The sequence below is a fragment of the Burkholderia sp. MS389 genome (assembly GCF_016899425.1).
Lineage (GTDB): Bacteria > Pseudomonadota > Gammaproteobacteria > Burkholderiales > Burkholderiaceae > Burkholderia > Burkholderia sola.
In genome coordinates, this window is the sequence record NZ_CP045994.1 from 2,978,450 (window position 1) to 2,994,571 (window position 16,122).

The following is a 16,122-nucleotide window of genomic DNA, read 5'->3' on the forward strand; positions in this document are numbered from 1 at the left end:
TCGATAGTGGCCCGATAGCCATTCTTCGATAAAATCGGGCCATCGCCGTTCCGGAGTCCGCCATGCCCGCCGTCGCCTCGTCCCCGTCCGCTCCGACCGTCGTCGCCGTGATCGCGTACGACGGCATCAGCCCGTTCCATCTGTCGGTGCCATCGGTCGTGTTCGGCAAGGAACGCGACGCGGCCGTGTCGCCCGTGTTCGAATTCCGCGTCTGCTCGGCCGAGCGCGGCCCGCTCGCGACCACGGGCGGCTTCACGATCACCGCGCCGTACGGGCTCGACGCGCTCGACGATGCGGACATCGTCATCGTGCCCTCGTGGCGCGACCCGGACGAAACGCCGCCCGACGCGCTGCTCGATGCGGTGCGCGCGGTCGCCGCGCGCGGCGCCGAGCTCGTCGGCCTGTGCCTCGGCGCGTACGTGCTCGCCGCGGCGGGGCTGCTCGACGGCCGCCCGGCCACCACGCACTGGGCGTGGGCCGACGATTTCGCGCAGCGCTTTCCGCGCGTGCGACTCGATCCCGACGTGCTGTACGTAGGCGACGGCAACCTGATGACGTCGGCCGGCACGGCGGCAGGCCTCGACTGCTGCCTGCACGTCGTGCGGCGACGCTTCGGCTCGGACGCCGCGAACCGGATCGCGCGCCGCCTCGTGATCCCGCCGCACCGCCAGGGCGGCCAGGCCCAGTACGTGCCGCAACCGGTCGCCGCGCACCCGCGCGATGCGCGGCTCGCGGGCCTGCTCGATTGGGTACGCGCCCATCTCGACGCCGCGCATAGCGTCGATTCGCTCGCCGAACGCGTGCTGATGAGTCGGCGCACGTTCACGCGTCACTTCCGCCAGGCGACGGGCACGACCGTCACCGCGTGGCTGCAGGCCGAGCGGCTCGCGCGCGCGCAGCATCTGCTCGAAACCACCGGACAATCGATCGACGCGATCGCGCAGGCGGCCGGCTACGGCTCGAGCGTGTCGCTGCGCCAGCATTTCGCGGGCGCGCTCGGCACGTCGCCGTCTGCATATCGAAGGGAATTTCGCGGCGCCGGCGCCGGTAACGACGCGGGACGGTGATACGCGCCGTGCGGGCGCGACGCAGGCCGTGACGCGGAACCGGGCGACCGCTCAGCCGCCGTTGAACCAGCGTGCCGCGTAAAGCAGCAGCGCGACGAACACGATCATCGCCGCCCAGGCCCACACGGGCACCGTGCCGGAATCGCGATGCCGGAGCGCGCTCGCCGCCCGCCCGCTCAGCGTACCGCCGAGATGCGGCGGCAGCGAACGCTTCGTCGCGGCCATCAGCGATGCCGGCCGCAGAAAGACATGCTGGCGTCGCTGCGCGGCGGCGCTCGCGCGATTCGGCGCGAGGCCGTGCTTCGCCTGCACGACCGCGCAGAACTCGCGGAAGAACGCGTCGGTCCATTCGCGCAGCGCATTGTCGATCTGCCGCCCCGGCAACTCCGCGAGCGGCCCGCTCGCCGTCGCCCAGACCACGTACTCGATGCGCGTGGCGGTCGCATCGTCATCCGGCATCAGCACGAGCTCGACCTGGCCGCGCAGCGCGCCGAGGCCGTCGGCCCGCGCCTTGAAGTTGAGCACGCGGCGCGGCTGCCCTTCCGCGTCGCCCTGTTCGGCGGCCGCATGCGCGCGCACGTCGTAGCGGGCGCGCAGCGGGCCCAGCGGCACCGTGATCGTCAGCGCGAACTCGCCGTGCGCGAGTTTCACGAACGATTCGCAATGATCGAAGCTCGCACGCAGCAGCGCGAGATCCTCCAGCGCTTCCCGCACGACAGGCGGCGCGAGCGGTACGCGTAACGTGTCGTTCAATTCCATGACGCCTCCCCGATGAACGCGCGCCGCATCAGGACGTCTCGACGAGACTGTCGACCCGTGCGACATCGAAGGCGACGTAGTGCGCGAGCACGGCGGCCGCCTCCTTCGGTTCTTCGTAACTCCATGCGGCGTTCTCGATCACGCCGTCTTCCGTCTGCAAGTCGAAATGCACGGCCTGCCCCCTGAACGGGCAGGCGGTCGTGACGCCCGATTTCACGAGCCGGCGCATGTTGACGTCGCTGCGCGGCAGGTAGTGGATGTCCGGGAGCCCCGCTTCACGCACGGTCAGCGCGCCGTGCGAATCGGCATAGGTGATGCCGCGATGGATCACGCGCACGCGATGACGGTTCGGCACGATTTCGAGTCGGGGGTCGGCTGCATCGGACATCGTTTCTCCTTCGGGCGGCCGCCAGGCCGGGCAGGAAACGAAAAAGCCACGGCACGCATGCCGTGGCTTTCATTATGGGCGAAACTTCGTCCGATTGCGCGTCCCGGGCCCGGGCCGCGCGCGGGCGGCTACTGCGCACTCCACTGGAACGCGGCTTTCGCGCCGCCCTTCGCGCCGACCGTGACGGCGCGCGATTCGTCGCTGCCCTGGTACGACGCATGCACCGTATAGCGCCCCGGCGGCAGCTTCACCAGCATGTACGGCCCGCGCGCGTCGGTCGCCAGCACCTCGGTGCCCTTGCCGTCGACGATCCGGACATGGACGTCGGCCAGGAACTCGCCGCCCTTGCCGGTGAAGCGCAGCGCCAGCGGCCATGACGCCTCGTTACTCTGGAATGCCGTCGACTGGTCCTTGCCGATACCGCCCGACACATAGCTGATATCGCCTTGCTGGCTCGCGGCGGGCAGACCGTCCGACTGCGCGTACGCGCCGGTCGCACCGGCCGCGAGGCCGGCGGTCAGCGCCGCGGCGACGGCAAATCGGGACACGTTGCGTAGATGTTGCATGGCTCTCTCCTTGGGGTCGGAACACATACGGGGCGCAGCGTCACGCGATCGAGCGGCGGCGGCGCCCGCCGCGGCCGGCCGGGCCGGCCGTCGGCCGTGGCCGGTCAGCTCAGGTCGACCGGCACGAAGATCTGTGCATTGTCGCGCTGGATCAACAGAGCAAGACTGTTGCCCGCGCCCTTCACCGCGTCGCGCAACTGCTCGGGGCTCGTGACCGGGCGGCCGTTCACCGCGAGGATCACGTCGCCGGGCTGGATGCCCGCGTTGGCGGCCGGCCCGCCGGCCTGCTGCACGATCAGCCCGTGCGACAGGTTGTCGGCGTTGCGCTCCTGCGGCGACAGCGGCCGCACCGCGACACCCAGACGACCCTGCTCGACCGGCCCGCCGTCGTTCGACGCGAGCTTCGCATCGGCCATCGCGCCGAGCGTCACGCTGATCGACTTCTTCGACTTGTCGCGCCAGATCTGCAACTCGGCCTTCGAACCCGGCTTCAGGTTCGCGATCTGCGCGGGCAGCGACGTCGAATCGGCGACCGGCGAGCCGTTGACCGACAGGATCACGTCGCCCGGCTGCAGGCCGGCCTTCGCGGCCGGACCGTTGGCGTCGACCGAGCTGACGAGCGCACCGTCCGGCTTCGGCAGCCCGAACGAGCTCGCGAGCGTCTGGTTCAGCCCCTGCACGGCCACGCCGAGACGGCCGCGGCTCACGTGGCCCGTCTTCACGAGCTCGTCCTTCACCTTGATCGCCTCGTTGATCGGGATCGCGAACGACAGGCCCTGGAAGCCGCCCGTCTGCGAGTAGATCATCGAGTTGATGCCGATCACCTCGCCTTGCAGGTTGAACAGCGGGCCGCCCGAGTTGCCCGGGTTCACCGGCACGTCGGTCTGGATGAACGGCGTGTAGTTCTCGTCCGGCAGCGCGCGCGACTTCGCGCTGATGATGCCCGACGTGACCGTGTTGTCGAAGCCGTACGGCGAGCCGATCGCGACGACCCACTGGCCGACCTTGCTCTGCGCCGGATCGCCGATCTTCACGGTCGGCAGGCCGCTCGCGTCGATCTTCAGCACGGCGACGTCGGACTGCTTGTCGGAGCCGACGACCTTCGCCTTGTATTCGCGCTTGTCGGTCAGCTTGACCGTGACGACGTTCGCGCCGTCGATCACGTGCGCATTGGTGAGGATGTACCCGTCGGCGCTGACGATGAAGCCCGACCCGAGGCTCGCGCTCGGCTGGTCGTCCGGCTGCGCGTCGCCGCCCATGCCCGGCACCTGGCCGTAGAAGTGCTTGAAGAACTGGTAGAACGGGTCGCTCGGATCGATCGGCAGTTGCGGCTGCGGCGCGCGCCGCGACACCTGCTTCACGACATGCTTCGCGCTGATGTTCACGACCGCCGGGCCGTAGGTCTCGACGAGCCCGGAGAAATCGGGGATGCCGGTCTTGGCGGCGGCTTCGGCCGGCATCATGGCGGCCTGCGCGGGCGTGATGATCTGCGGATCGGCGCGGCGGGTACCGGCGAAATAGCCTGCCGACAGGGCGGCCGCCACGGCGACCGCGACGGTGCCGCGTGCAAGGAATCGGGTGTTCATCGTAGGACCTCCTCGTTGTTAGGACGCAGCGTAACGACCCTGACTTAAAGGAGGCTTAATCAGCCTTAAGCGGGGCTTAAGCGACCTCCGGCGCCGGGCCGGCCCCGCGTCCCTTCAGGCGGATTCGGAAGGCTGCGGCGCCTGGGCCGGCATCTCGGCATCGCGGAACACGACGCTGACGAGCAGGCCGCCCGCGGCCGCATCGCCGAGCGACACCGTCGCGCCCTGCTGCGCGGCCACGCGCTTGACGATCGCGAGCCCGAGCCCGCTGCCCGACACGTCGGTGCGCGCGCGCGCCGTGCTGTCGCGATAGAAGCGGTCGAACACGCGCTCGCGCTCGTCGGCCGGAATGCCCGGCCCGCTGTCGGCGATCTGCACGCACGCGCGGCCGGCCGCGTCGCGCGTCAGCGACACGTCGATGCGGCCGCCGTCCGGCGTGTACTTCACCGCGTTGTCGAGCAGGTTGCCGAACATCACGCGCAGCGCGCCGACGTCCGCGACGACGCTCGCCGCGCGCGTTTCCTCGAAGCCGAGATCGATGTCGTGCCGCTGCGCGAGCGGCGCATGCGCGGCCACGCATTCGGCGAGCAGCGCCTGCAGGTCGACCGGTTCGCGCATCGTCGCACCGTCCGGCTCGGCGCGGGCGAGCGCGAGCAGTTGCTCGGTGAGGCGCGTCGCGCGCGACACGCCGTCCTGGAGATCCGCGATCGCCTCGCGGCGCGATGCATCGTCCTTCGCGCGCGCGACGAGCTGCGCCTGGATCTGCACGGCCGCGAGCGGCGTGCGCAATTCGTGCGCGGCGTCGGCGACGAACGCCTTCTGCGTGTCGAGCGCCGACGACAATCGCGCGAGCAGCCCGTTCAGCGCCCGCACGAGCGGCTGCACCTCGAGCGGCAGCCGGCCGTCGGGCAGCGGATCGAGCGCTTCCGGCCGGCGCGCCTCGACCGCGCGCGTCACGCGGCCGAGCGGCGCGAGCCCGCGCCCGACGATCCCCCACACGGCCGCGCCGAGGAACGGCAGCAGCACGATCAGCGGCCACAGCGTGCGCAGCGCGACGTTCGCCGCGAGCCGGTTGCGCACCGACAGCGGCTGCGCGAGCTGCACGACGTTGTCGCCGACGATCGCGCCGTACACGCGCCATTCGCCGCGATCGGTGCGCTCGGTCGAGAAGCCGAGCTCCGCGCGCGGCGCGATCGGCGCGCGCGGATGCGAGAAGTACATCAGCACGCCGTTGCGGTTCCAGATCTGGATCACGATGCCTTCGTCGCCGTTGGTGCGCGAGCCGAACACCTGCGAAAACGGCTCGGACGGCAGCGCCGCGGCGATTTCCTGCAGCTGGTAGTCGAACAGTTCGTTCGCCTCGGCGAGCGCCTGCCGGTAGATGAGCCAGCCCGCCATGCCCACGCCCGCGACCACGATCGCGAGCAGCCAGATCAGCAATTGATGACGAATCGACCGCACGCGTCAGCTTTCCTTGACGACCATGTAGCCGAGCCCGCGCACGTTGCGGATCAGGTCCGAGCCGAGCTTCTTGCGCAGCGCGTGGATGTAGACCTCGACCGTGTTGCTGCCGATCTCCTCGCCCCAGCCGTACATCTTCTCCTCGAGCTGACTCTTCGACAGCACCGCGCCCGGCCGCGCGAGCAGCGCCTCGAGCAGCGCGAACTCGCGCGCGGACAGCGCGACGGGCGCGCCGTCGAGCGTCACCTGGTGCGCGGCCGGATCGAGCGTCAGCGCACCGTGGCGGATCAGCGACTCGCTGCGCCCGGCCTGGCGGCGGATCAGCGCGCGCATCCGCGCGCCGAGCTCGTCGAGATCGAACGGCTTGACGAGGTAGTCGTCGGCGCCCGCGTCGAGCCCCTTCACGCGATCGGCGACCGCGTCGCGCGCGGTGACGATCAGCACCGGCAGCGCCAGCCCGCGCCCGCGCAGCGTGCGCAGCACGTCGATGCCGTCGCGCTTCGGCAGCCCGAGATCGAGCAGCAGCAGATCGTACGTCTCGCCGCCGAGCGCCGTCAGCGCGGCGTCGCCGTCCTGCACCCAGTCGACCGCAAAGCCGTCCGAGCGCAGCGCCTTGCGCACGCCTTCGGCAATCATTCGATCATCTTCGACAAGCAGAATCCGCATCGGGCCACGCATCCATGGGGCGAGTCAAACACGGCGACCATTGTAGCGCCGCGAATCGCGTGCGCGGCACCCTGCAATGCAACAGTAAGGCGGATTGCAAGGGGCGTGCCGCGACTTGTCTCTACAATGTGCGCTTCGGCGCCCCGCGCGCCCTGCCCGAGCCCCCGCTTTTCCCGTATTCGCCCATGCCGATTTCCGATCTTTCCGCCCGGTTCGCCCCTCGCGCCCGCGTCTGCCTGCGGGCGGCCGCCGTCGTCGCCACCTGCACCGCGCTCGCGTTCGCGCCGCCCGCGCAGGCCCGCAAGAAATCCCACAAGGAAGCGCGCAAGAGCGCCGTCGTGTCGCCGGCCGCGCGCGCGGCCGGCCTGCCGGCATCGGTGCTCGTCGCGCTGCAGCGCGCGAAGGTGCCGGCATCGGCGATGAGCGTCGTGGTCGAGCGCGTCGGCGATCCGCAACCGCTGATCGCGTGGAATGCGAGCCGGCCAATGCTGCCGGCCTCGACGATGAAGCTCGTGACGACCTTCTCGGGCCTGTCGATCCTCGGCCCCGACTACCGCTGGCGCACGACCGCGTACACGGACGGCACGATCGACCCCGACGGCACGCTGCAGGGCAACCTGTACATCAAGGGCACCGGCGATCCGAAGCTCGTGCCCGAAGAGTTGATCGACCTCGTCGACAAGCTGCGCAAGGCCGGCGTCAAGCGCGTGGCCGGCGGCCTCGTGCTCGACAAGAGCTATTTCGCGGCGTCGACGCGCGACCTGCCGTCATTCGACGACGATGCAAGCGCGCCGTACAACGTCGGCCCCGATCCGCTGCTGTACGCATTCAAGGCCGTGTCGTTCACAGTCACGCCGGGCGACGACGGCAAGGTCGCCGTCGACGTGCTGCCGCCGCTCGCGGACCTGTCGATCGACAACCAGCTCGTCGAAGGCTCGGGCTCGTGCAGCGCGGCCGCCGCGGCCGCGCGCCCGACGCTGACCGCCGGCGGCGGGATCATGACCGCGTCGTTCGCCGGCGACTACCCGCTGCGCTGCGGCGCGCACACGACCAACCTCGCGATCCTCGATCACACGACGTTCTTCGCACGCGGCTTCCTCGCGCTGTGGCAGCAGGACGGCGGCACGATCGCGGGGCCCGTGAGCGAAGGCAAGGTGCCGACCACCGCGCGGCCGCTCGCCGTGCATCACAGCCCGGTGCTCGGCAGCATCGTCTACGACATCAACAAGTTCAGCAACAACGTGATGGCGCGCAACCTGTTCCTGACGATCGGCGCGGTCAGCGGCAAGCCGCCCGCGACGCCCGAGCAGTCGAGCCGCGCGATCCAGGCGTTCCTGCAGAAGAACGGCATCGCGATGCCCGATCTCGTGCTCGAGAACGGCTCGGGGCTGTCGCGCGAAGAGCACGTGAGCGCGCTGTCGCTCGCCGCGCTGCTGCAGGCCGCGAACGCGAGCCCCGTCGCGCAGGCGTTCGTCGATTCGCTGCCGATCGCCGGCATCGACGGCACGATGAAGAACCGCCTCACCAACGCCGGCGTGCTCGGCAACGCGCACATCAAGACCGGCACGCTGCGCGACGTGCGCGCGATCGCCGGCTACGTCGCCGGCGCGGACGGCCAGAGCTACGTCGTCGTCAGCTTCATCAACGACGATCGCGCGGAAGGCGCACGCGCCGCGCACGACACGCTGCTCGAGTGGATCTACGCGGGCGCGCACTGACGCTCCGCGCACCGCGCATCGGGCCGTCGTGACAACGCGGCCCGCGCTCCCGCTGCTCCGCGTCGCCCGCGAAATTTCGCGCTGCGCGGTTTGAAACGCCGCCGCCACCCTCGTGCAACGCGCTGTGCGCACGCCATGCCCGCAAAACGGGGCCGCACCGCCCGGCCCCGTGCAGTACGGATTCCGTAGAAACCCTGTCCTCAGAGGGAACCCTCTACGCTGCCCCCTCGCCTAGCGCGTGGCGATTGCGTAGGCTGTTGGCCTGACCGATATCTACAACGGGCCACACGCCCGGCCTCATGGCTTGCAGGGGAACGAAGGAGACACTCGCCCATGCGATTCGACGTCGAATTGCTTCTGCTCGCGCTGGCGCCCGTCTTCCTGCTCTGCATCGCGTGGGAGGCCTGGCACCTCGCCCGCACCCGTGCGCACGACCGCATCTATGCGTGGCGCGACACGCTGTGCAACGCGGCGCTCGCGCTGATGCACCAGGGCGCCGACAAGCTCGCATGGCTGTTCGTGATTCCCGTCTATGCGTACTGCTACCGGCACTATCGTCTTTACACGTGGCACGACGGCTGGCTGTCGTTCGCGGTGCTGTTCGTCGCGCAGGACTTCCTCTACTACGTGTTCCATCGCGCGAGTCATCGCGTGCGCTGGCTGTGGGCCGCGCACGTCGTGCACCACTCGTCCGAGCGGATGAATTTCTCGACCGCGTTCCGCCAGAGCCTGATGTACCCGGTCTCGGGCATGTGGCTGTTCTGGCTGCCGCTCGCGTTCGCCGGCTTTCCGCCGCAACAGGTCGTCGGCATCGTGCTGATCAACCTCGCGTTCCAGTTCTTCGTGCACACGCAGGCGATCGGCAAGCTCGGCTGGCTCGAATACGTGCTGAACACGCCGTCGATCCACCGCGCGCACCATGCGCGCAACGCGCGCTACATCGACCGCAATTACGCAGGCGTCCTGGTGATCTGGGATCGCCTGTTCGGCAGCTATGTCGACGAAACGCCCGACGATCCGCCGCAGTACGGAATCGTCGAGCGGCTCGGCTCGAACAACCCGCTCGTCGCGACGTTCCACGAGTGGGTGGCGATGGCGTCCGACGCGTGGCGCGTCGGCGGATGGCGCAACAAGCTGCGCGCGATTTTCGGCCCGCCCGAATGGGCGAGCGCTTATCATGCGCAGATTGCCGAGGCCGCGAACCAGGATCCGCGCACCGTGCCGCCGGCGGCTGCGCACGACCGATAAACCGTTTCAGCCAACGGCCGCCGCGCAGCCCGGAACCGAGCAGGCACGCGGCAGATGAGAAACACATCAGGGCCATATCTACGAGGAGATAGAACGATGCAGACACAACAACACGCACTTTCCCGCACGCGTGGGCGCATGCTGCGCACCGCGCAGGTCGCGATCGCCGGCGCCGCGCTCGCGCTGCTCGCCGCATGCGGCGGCGGCGACGACAACAACGGCAGCAGCGCGTCGACCACGCCGCCGTCGGGCGTGAAGATGCAAATCGTGTCGTTCGGCGACAGCCTGTCCGACGTCGGCACCTACTCGCAAATCAAGCTCGGCTTCGGCGGCGGCCGCTTCACGACCAACCCGGGCCAGGTGTGGACGCAGAACGTCGCGCAGTACTACGGCGACACGCTGCAGCCCGCCAACCAGGGCGGCTTCGGCATCCCGCTGCAGGCCACCGGCGGCCTCGGCTACGCGCAGGGCGGCTCGCGCGTGACGCTGCAGCCGGGCATCGGCCATGCGGACGCGAGCGTGCCGAACCCCGACTACGCGCAGGCGACCACCACGCCGATCGCCGATCAGGTCAAGCAGTACCTGACGCAGCACGGCAGCTTCAACGCCGGCCAGATCGTGCTGATCAACGGCGGCGCGAACGACATCTTCTACCAGGCCCAGGTCGCGCAGGCGCAAGGCAATACGCCGGCCGCGCAGCTCGCGGCGGCGCAGGCGATCGGCCTGGCCGCGCAGCAGCTCGGCGGAATCGTCCAGCAGATCGTCGCGGCAGGCGCCACGCACGTGTTCGTCGCGAACGTGCCGGACATCGGCGGCACGCCGCTCGCGCTGCAGGGCGGCACGCAGGCCGCGTTCACGCAACTGTCGGGCCTCTTCAACCAGACGCTGGCCGGCACGCTGGCCGCGCTGAAGGTCGACACCACGAAGGTCGCGGTGGTCGATTCGTTCACGTGGCAGGACGGCATCGCGGCCAACTACCAGGCGAACGGCTTCAGCGTGAAGAACACCGATACGGCCTGCAACCTGAAGGCGATGGTCCAGGCCGCGACGCAGTACGGCGTCGCGAACGCGACCGCGTTCGGCTCGTCGCTGTTCTGCTCGCCGCAGACCTACACGGTCGCGAACGCGGACCAGACCTACATGTTCGCCGACACGGTCCACCCGACCACGCGCCTGCATGCGCTGTTCGCGCAGTACGTCGAACAGCAGATCGCGAAATCCGGCGTCGGCAAGTAAGCCGCCGGCCACGCGCCCAAGCGAAAACGCCTGACCGGTTCGCGCCGGTCAGGCGTTTTTTCATTCTCGAGCGGAAGGCGAAGGCTGCGTCAGTCGCGCGCTTCGAACGCGGCCGCCGCGCGGCCGAGACGATCGTTGACCGCGATCCATTCGACGGTCTCGGGCAGCTTCTCGACGAGGATGCGCGCGACCTGCGCGCGGTCGAGCGCCCTCAGCATCCCGTACAGGTCGCGCGCATAGGCCTGCGGATCTTCCGGCGCCGCGATGAAATGCACGCCGTCGGCCTGCGCCCAGTGCGCTGCCCGCGATGCGCGCGCGACGAGCGCGACGCGCTCGCCGTCGGTTTGCGCGGCCGCGAGCAGCGGCTCGAGCGCGTCGAACGGCAGCAGCGCGAGCGGCGTGCGCGGCGCGTAATGCGCTTTCAGCGTGCCCGACGCGCGCGGCGCCGTCGCATCGCTGCCGTCCGGCAGCCTCGGTGCGCGGCCGAGCACGTCGGCGATCTGTTGCGGCGTCACGTGGCCCGGGCGCAGCAGCGCCGGGAAGCCGCGCGACAGGTCGAGAATCGTCGACTCGATGCCGACTTCGGACGCGCCGCCGTCGAGCACGTGCACGGTATCGCCGAACTCGTCGCGCACGTGCTGCGCGGTCGTCGGACTCACGTGGCCGAACCGGTTCGCGGACGGCGCGGCCACGCCGCCATGGCCGCCGCGCCGCGCGCTGAACGCGGCCAGCAGCGCCTGCGCGACCGGATGCGACGGACAGCGCAGCCCGACCGAATCCTGCCCGCCGCTCACGGCATCGGGAATGCGCGCATGGCGCTTCAGGATCAGCGTGAGCGGGCCCGGCCAGAATGCATCGATCAACGCGTGCGCGTCGGCCGGCAGGTCGTCGGCCCAATAGCCCGGGTCGCCGCCGGGCGGCAGATGCACGATCACCGGATGGTTCGCGGGCCGCCCCTTCGCCGCATAGATGCGCGCGACGGCCTCGGGGTTCGCCGCGTCGCCGCCGAGCCCGTAGACGGTCTCGGTCGGAAACGCGACGAGCTGGCCCGCGTCGAGCAGCGCCGCGGCCGCGTCGATCTGCGCGGGCGTCACGTGCTTCGGGAGATCGATGGACATCGGCCCGCGCCTCAGTCGAGCGGCACGCGCAGCAGGTGCGCGCACGCGGTGGCGGCGGCGACGGCTTCGTCGCGCGTCTCGGCCGTGAAGTTCACGTGGCCCATCTTGCGGCCGACGCGCGCTTCTTCCTTGCCGTACAGATGCAGGTGCGCGGCCGGCATCGCGGCGACCGTGTCCCACGGCGGCGTGACGGCGTCGGCCGCCGCACCATTGGGAAACCACACGTCGCCGAGGATGTTCAGCATCGCGGCTGGCGAATGCTGGCGCGGATTGCCGAGCGGCATGCGCGTCATCGCGCGCACCTGCTGCTCGAACTGGCTCGTTGCGCACGCATCGACCGTGTAGTGGCCGGAGTTGTGCGGGCGCGGCGCCATTTCGTTCGCGACGAACGAGCCGTCCTCCAGCACGAAGAATTCGACGCACAGCACGCCGACGTAGCCGAGCGTATCGGCGATCCGCACGGCCGCCTGCTGCGCCTCTTCGACGCGCGCGGCGTCGGCCGCCGGCGCCGGCACGACCGTCAGCGCGAGAATGCCGTTGTGATGCACGTTCTGCGCGAGCGGGAACGCGGCCGAGCGGCCGTCGGCGCCGCGCGCGATCAGCGCCGACACTTCGTATTTCAGCGGCAGGCGCTTCTCCAGCACGCACGGCACGCCGCCGAGCGCGGCATGCGCGTTGCGCGCTTCCTGCGCGGTGGCGACACGCACCTGGCCCTTGCCGTCGTAGCCGAGGCGGGCCGTCTTCAGGATGCCCGGCAGCACCGCGTCGAGCGCCGCATCGTCGAGCGCGACGAGCGCCGCCGCCGATTCGATCACGACGTGCGGCGCGACCGGCACGCCCGACGCCTCGATGAATCGCTTCTCCGCGATCCGGTCCTGCGCGACCGCGACGCAGCGGCCGGCCGGTGCGACGAACGTCGTGCGCGCGAGGAAATCGAGGCTCGCGGCCGGCACGTTCTCGAACTCCGTCGATACGGCGTCGCACAGGTCCGCCAGTTCGGCGAGCGCGGCTTCGTCGTCGTACGCCGCGCGCAGGTGGCGATCGGCGACCGCGCCGGCGGGGCTCGTCGGATCGGGATCGAGCACGGCGACGCGATAGCCCATCGACTGGGCGGCAAAGCAGAACATGCGGCCGAGCTGGCCGCCGCCGACCATGCCCAGCCACGCGCCGGGCAGGATCGGGGAAACGGAATCAGGAGTTGCGGTCATGTCAGTGGTCGGTCGCGGCGGAACGCGGAAAGGCCCGCCGCAGTAGGAAAATCCGGCGCCGGCCGCATCGTGCGGCCGCGCGCCATGCCGTCATTCCAGCGGCGGCAGCACCATCGCGTGCGCGGCTTCGTTCTGGCGCACGCGGAACGCGGCGAGCCGGTTCGCGTAGTCGACCGAGTTCCCGGACAGGATCGACACCGCGAACAGCGCGGCATTCGCGGCGCCGGCCTCGCCGATCGCGAACGTCGCGACCGGCACGCCCTTCGGCATCTGCACGATCGAGTGCAGCGAATCGACGCCCTTCAGGTATTTGCTCGCGACCGGCACGCCGAGCACGGGCACCGTGGTTTTCGCGGCGAGCATGCCGGGCAGGTGTGCGGCGCCGCCGGCGCCCGCGATGATCGCGCGGAGCCCGCGCTCGCGCGCCTTCTCCGCATAGTCGAACATCTCGTCGGGCATCCGGTGCGCGGACACGACCTTCGCTTCGTACGGCACGCCGAATTCCTGCAGGATGGCGACCGCGTGCTTCATCACGTCCCAGTCGGAACTCGAACCCATCAGCACGCCGATCAGCGGCGCGCTGTGCGTGTGGGCGGTCTGGACTTCACTCATTCTCTTATCTTCCTCGATCAGGCGAGCGACTGGCCCGTGATGCGCTCGAGCGCTTCCTGGTACTTCGCGGCCGTCTTCTCGACGACGTCGGCCGGCAGCGCCGGCGCCGGCGCCGTCTTGCCCCACGGCTGCGCCTCGAGCCAGTCGCGCACGAACTGCTTGTCGAACGACGGCGGGTTCGTGCCGACTTCGTACTGGTCGGCCGGCCAGAAGCGCGACGAATCGGCGGTCAGCACTTCGTCCATCAGATACAGCTTGCCGTGGTTGTCGAGGCCGAATTCGAACTTCGTGTCGGCGATGATGATGCCGCGCGTCGCCGCGTAGTCGGCCGCTTCCTTGTACAGGCGGATCGAGATGTCGCGGATCGTCGCGGCCAGCTCGGTGCCGATGCGGCGCTCGGTTTCCTCGAACGTGATGTTCTCGTCGTGCTCGCCCATCTCGGCCTTCGCGGCCGGCGTGAAGATCGGCTCGGGCAGCTTCTGCGCGTTCTGCAGGCCTTCCGGCAGCTGCACGCCGCACACGGCGCCCGACGCCTGGTATTCCTTCCAGCCGCTGCCGGCCAGGTAGCCGCGCACGACCGCTTCGATCATGATCGGCTCGAGGCGCTTGACGACCACGCCGCGGCCCTTCACCTGCTCGACCTCGTCGGCCGCGACGACCGCTTCCGGCGCGTCGCCCGTCAGGTGGTTCGGCACGATGTGCGCGAGCTTGTCGAACCAGAAGTTCGCCATCTGGTTCAGCACGCGGCCCTTGTTCGGAATCGGCTCGCCCATCACCACGTCGAAGGCCGACAGGCGATCGGTCGTGACGATCAGGAGCTTGTCGTTGCCGACCGCGTAGTTATCGCGAACCTTGCCGCGACCGAGAAGCGGCAGCGAGCGGAGCGTGGATTCGTAAAGGGTAGACATCGTCTTTTCGCAGATAAGGAGCCAAACAAAAAGGGAAACGCCGTTCCCCGCGGCAGGCGGGAACGGCGGTCTTGCAATACGTCGGCGAACCGGCGGGCGCAGCGCCCGGGCGGCTGCCGGCCGGCCCTTGTTCGGCCGGACGGAACGGCTGCCGGGGCCGGATCAAATCCGGCCGAACGGGCAGCCAGCCCATGCCCGGCGGCAGAACCGGGCGGGGCAATCGTACTACAGTCTCAGCGCACGACCTGTGCGAGCGCGCCCGACTTGTACTGCTCGGCGATCTTGTCGAGCGACACCGGCTTGATCTTGCCGGCCTGGCCTTCGCAGCCGAACGCGAGGTAACGGTCGACGCACACCTGCTTCGCGGCTTCGCGCGCGGGCTTCAGGTAGTCGCGCGGATCGAACTTGCCCGGGTTCTCGAACAGGTAGCGGCGGATCGCGCCGGTGATCGCGAGACGCAGGTCGGTGTCGATGTTGATCTTGCGCACGCCGTGCTTGATGCCTTCCTGGATTTCCTCGACCGGCACGCCGTAGGTTTCCTTCATGTCGCCGCCGAATTCGCGGATCTCGGCCAGCAGTTCCTGCGGCACCGACGACGAACCGTGCATCACCAGGTGCGTGTTCGGAATGCGTGCGTGGATTTCCTTGATGCGCTGGATCGACAGGATGTCGCCCGTCGGCTTCTTCGAGAACTTGTACGCGCCGTGCGACGTGCCGATCGCGATCGCGAGCGCGTCGCACTGCGTGAGCTTCACGAAGTCGGCGGCCTGCTCCGGATCGGTCAGCAACTGCTCGCGGGTCATCGTGCCTTCCGCGCCGTGGCCGTCTTCCTTGTCGCCCTTCATCGTCTCGAGCGAGCCGAGCACGCCGAGTTCGGCTTCGACCGTCACGCCGATCGAGTGCGCCATCTCGACGACCTTGCGCGACACGTCGACGTTGTACTCGTACGACGCGACCGTCTTGCCGTCGGCTTCGAGCGAACCGTCCATCATCACGCTCGTGAAGCCGCTGCGGATCGCGGCCGTGCAGACCGCCGGCGACTGGCCGTGATCCTGGTGCATCACGACCGGGATGTGCGGATACGATTCGACCGCTGCTTCGATCAGGTGGCGCAGGAACGGCTCGCCCGCGTACTTACGCGCGCCGGCCGATGCCTGCATGATCACGGGCGCGCCGACCTGATCCGCCGCCGCCATGATCGCCTGGACCTGCTCCAGGTTGTTCACGTTGAAGGCCGGCAGGCCGTAACCGTGCTCTGCCGCGTGGTCCAGCAATTGACGCATTGATACGAGAGGCATTGTGGAACTCCTTGGAATGAAAACCGGTGCGCCCTGACGCCGGCGCGGCGCTCACTCCCCTCTGAACCGGGACGGCGCGGCGCGGCTGAGCGTCGAATAGCCGCATTTTATCGCGAAGCGCCTCCGATTCCGACCGCCCGGTGGCGCCCGCTCGCAATTTGTTACGTTCGCACGGCACAATCGGGCCAAAAAGGAGAAAAAAAGCCGCGCGGGGCTTCGGACCCCGCGCGGCCTGCGCGCAAAAAAACGGTGCCGGATCAATTGCAGCCGATCCGGGCCGCCG

Annotated in this window: 15 protein-coding genes; 4 read left to right on the top strand and 11 right to left on the bottom strand. The window is 69.6% G+C overall.

Translation table 11 applies throughout. The features are described 5' to 3' along the window. Positions 1–62 precede the first annotated feature (62 nt). The gene (locus GJG85_RS13860; RefSeq protein WP_050014525.1) at positions 63–1,067 is read left to right on the top strand and encodes a helix-turn-helix domain-containing protein; all 1,005 of its coding nucleotides are present in this window, start codon (positions 63–65) and stop codon (positions 1,065–1,067) included. A 51-nt stretch (positions 1,068–1,118) separates the two neighbouring features. Here GJG85_RS13860 and GJG85_RS13865 read toward each other — a convergent pair whose 3' ends face one another. From GJG85_RS13865 to GJG85_RS13890, 6 genes are all read right to left on the bottom strand, one after another. Next, on the bottom strand, positions 1,119–1,826 hold the full coding sequence (locus GJG85_RS13865) for an SRPBCC domain-containing protein (protein ID WP_050014527.1): 708 nt from the start codon (positions 1,824–1,826) through the stop codon (positions 1,119–1,121). A 28-nt stretch (positions 1,827–1,854) separates the two neighbouring features. Continuing rightward, the gene (locus GJG85_RS13870; RefSeq protein ID WP_050014528.1) at positions 1,855–2,214 is read right to left on the bottom strand and encodes a DUF427 domain-containing protein; all 360 of its coding nucleotides are present in this window, start codon (positions 2,212–2,214) and stop codon (positions 1,855–1,857) included. 128 nt (positions 2,215–2,342) lie between these two features. Next, positions 2,343–2,780, bottom strand: coding sequence for a carboxypeptidase-like regulatory domain-containing protein (locus GJG85_RS13875; protein WP_089488778.1), 438 nt, complete (start codon positions 2,778–2,780; stop codon positions 2,343–2,345). Positions 2,781–2,884: 104 nt separating this feature from the next. After that, on the bottom strand, positions 2,885–4,366 hold the full coding sequence (locus GJG85_RS13880; protein ID WP_089488779.1) for a DegQ family serine endoprotease: 1,482 nt from the start codon (positions 4,364–4,366) through the stop codon (positions 2,885–2,887). Between the two features lie 114 nt (positions 4,367–4,480). Further along, on the bottom strand, positions 4,481–5,827 hold the full coding sequence (locus GJG85_RS13885) for an ATP-binding protein (RefSeq protein WP_050014534.1): 1,347 nt from the start codon (positions 5,825–5,827) through the stop codon (positions 4,481–4,483). Between the two features lie 3 nt (positions 5,828–5,830). Then, a complete protein-coding gene (locus GJG85_RS13890; RefSeq protein WP_050014536.1) occupies positions 5,831–6,493 on the bottom strand; it encodes a response regulator in 663 nt (220 codons plus the stop codon). Between the two features lie 185 nt (positions 6,494–6,678). On the opposite strand from GJG85_RS13890, the gene dacB reads away from it, so the two are divergent. The 3 genes from dacB to GJG85_RS13905 all read left to right on the top strand — a co-directional run bounded on the left by dacB (position 6,679) and on the right by GJG85_RS13905 (position 10,695). Next, a complete protein-coding gene (dacB, locus tag GJG85_RS13895; protein ID WP_050014537.1) occupies positions 6,679–8,211 on the top strand; it encodes a D-alanyl-D-alanine carboxypeptidase/D-alanyl-D-alanine-endopeptidase in 1,533 nt (510 codons plus the stop codon). Positions 8,212–8,544: 333 nt separating this feature from the next. After that, on the top strand, positions 8,545–9,459 hold the full coding sequence (locus GJG85_RS13900) for a sterol desaturase family protein (RefSeq protein ID WP_050014538.1): 915 nt from the start codon (positions 8,545–8,547) through the stop codon (positions 9,457–9,459). Positions 9,460–9,555: 96 nt separating this feature from the next. Further along, on the top strand, positions 9,556–10,695 hold the full coding sequence (locus GJG85_RS13905; RefSeq protein WP_050014540.1) for an SGNH/GDSL hydrolase family protein: 1,140 nt from the start codon (positions 9,556–9,558) through the stop codon (positions 10,693–10,695). Positions 10,696–10,784: 89 nt separating this feature from the next. On the opposite strand, the gene GJG85_RS13910 is transcribed toward GJG85_RS13905, so the two are convergent. The 5 genes from GJG85_RS13910 to fba all read right to left on the bottom strand — a co-directional run bounded on the left by GJG85_RS13910 (position 10,785) and on the right by fba (position 15,839). Then, entirely contained in the window at positions 10,785–11,813 is a 1,029-nt protein-coding gene (locus GJG85_RS13910) for an L-threonylcarbamoyladenylate synthase (RefSeq protein ID WP_050014541.1), read from the bottom strand. An 11-nt stretch (positions 11,814–11,824) separates the two neighbouring features. Continuing rightward, positions 11,825–13,021, bottom strand: coding sequence for a 5-(carboxyamino)imidazole ribonucleotide synthase (locus GJG85_RS13915; RefSeq protein ID WP_050014543.1), 1,197 nt, complete (start codon positions 13,019–13,021; stop codon positions 11,825–11,827). A gap of 90 nt (positions 13,022–13,111) precedes the next feature. Next, a complete protein-coding gene (gene purE, locus GJG85_RS13920; RefSeq protein ID WP_050014544.1) occupies positions 13,112–13,633 on the bottom strand; it encodes a 5-(carboxyamino)imidazole ribonucleotide mutase in 522 nt (173 codons plus the stop codon). 17 nt (positions 13,634–13,650) lie between these two features. Further along, positions 13,651–14,541, bottom strand: a complete 891-nt coding sequence (locus tag GJG85_RS13925) for a phosphoribosylaminoimidazolesuccinocarboxamide synthase (protein ID WP_027785305.1) — start codon at positions 14,539–14,541, stop codon at positions 13,651–13,653. A 233-nt stretch (positions 14,542–14,774) separates the two neighbouring features. Continuing rightward, entirely contained in the window at positions 14,775–15,839 is a 1,065-nt protein-coding gene (gene fba / locus GJG85_RS13930) for a class II fructose-bisphosphate aldolase (RefSeq protein ID WP_050014549.1), read from the bottom strand. Positions 15,840–16,122 lie beyond the last annotated feature (283 nt).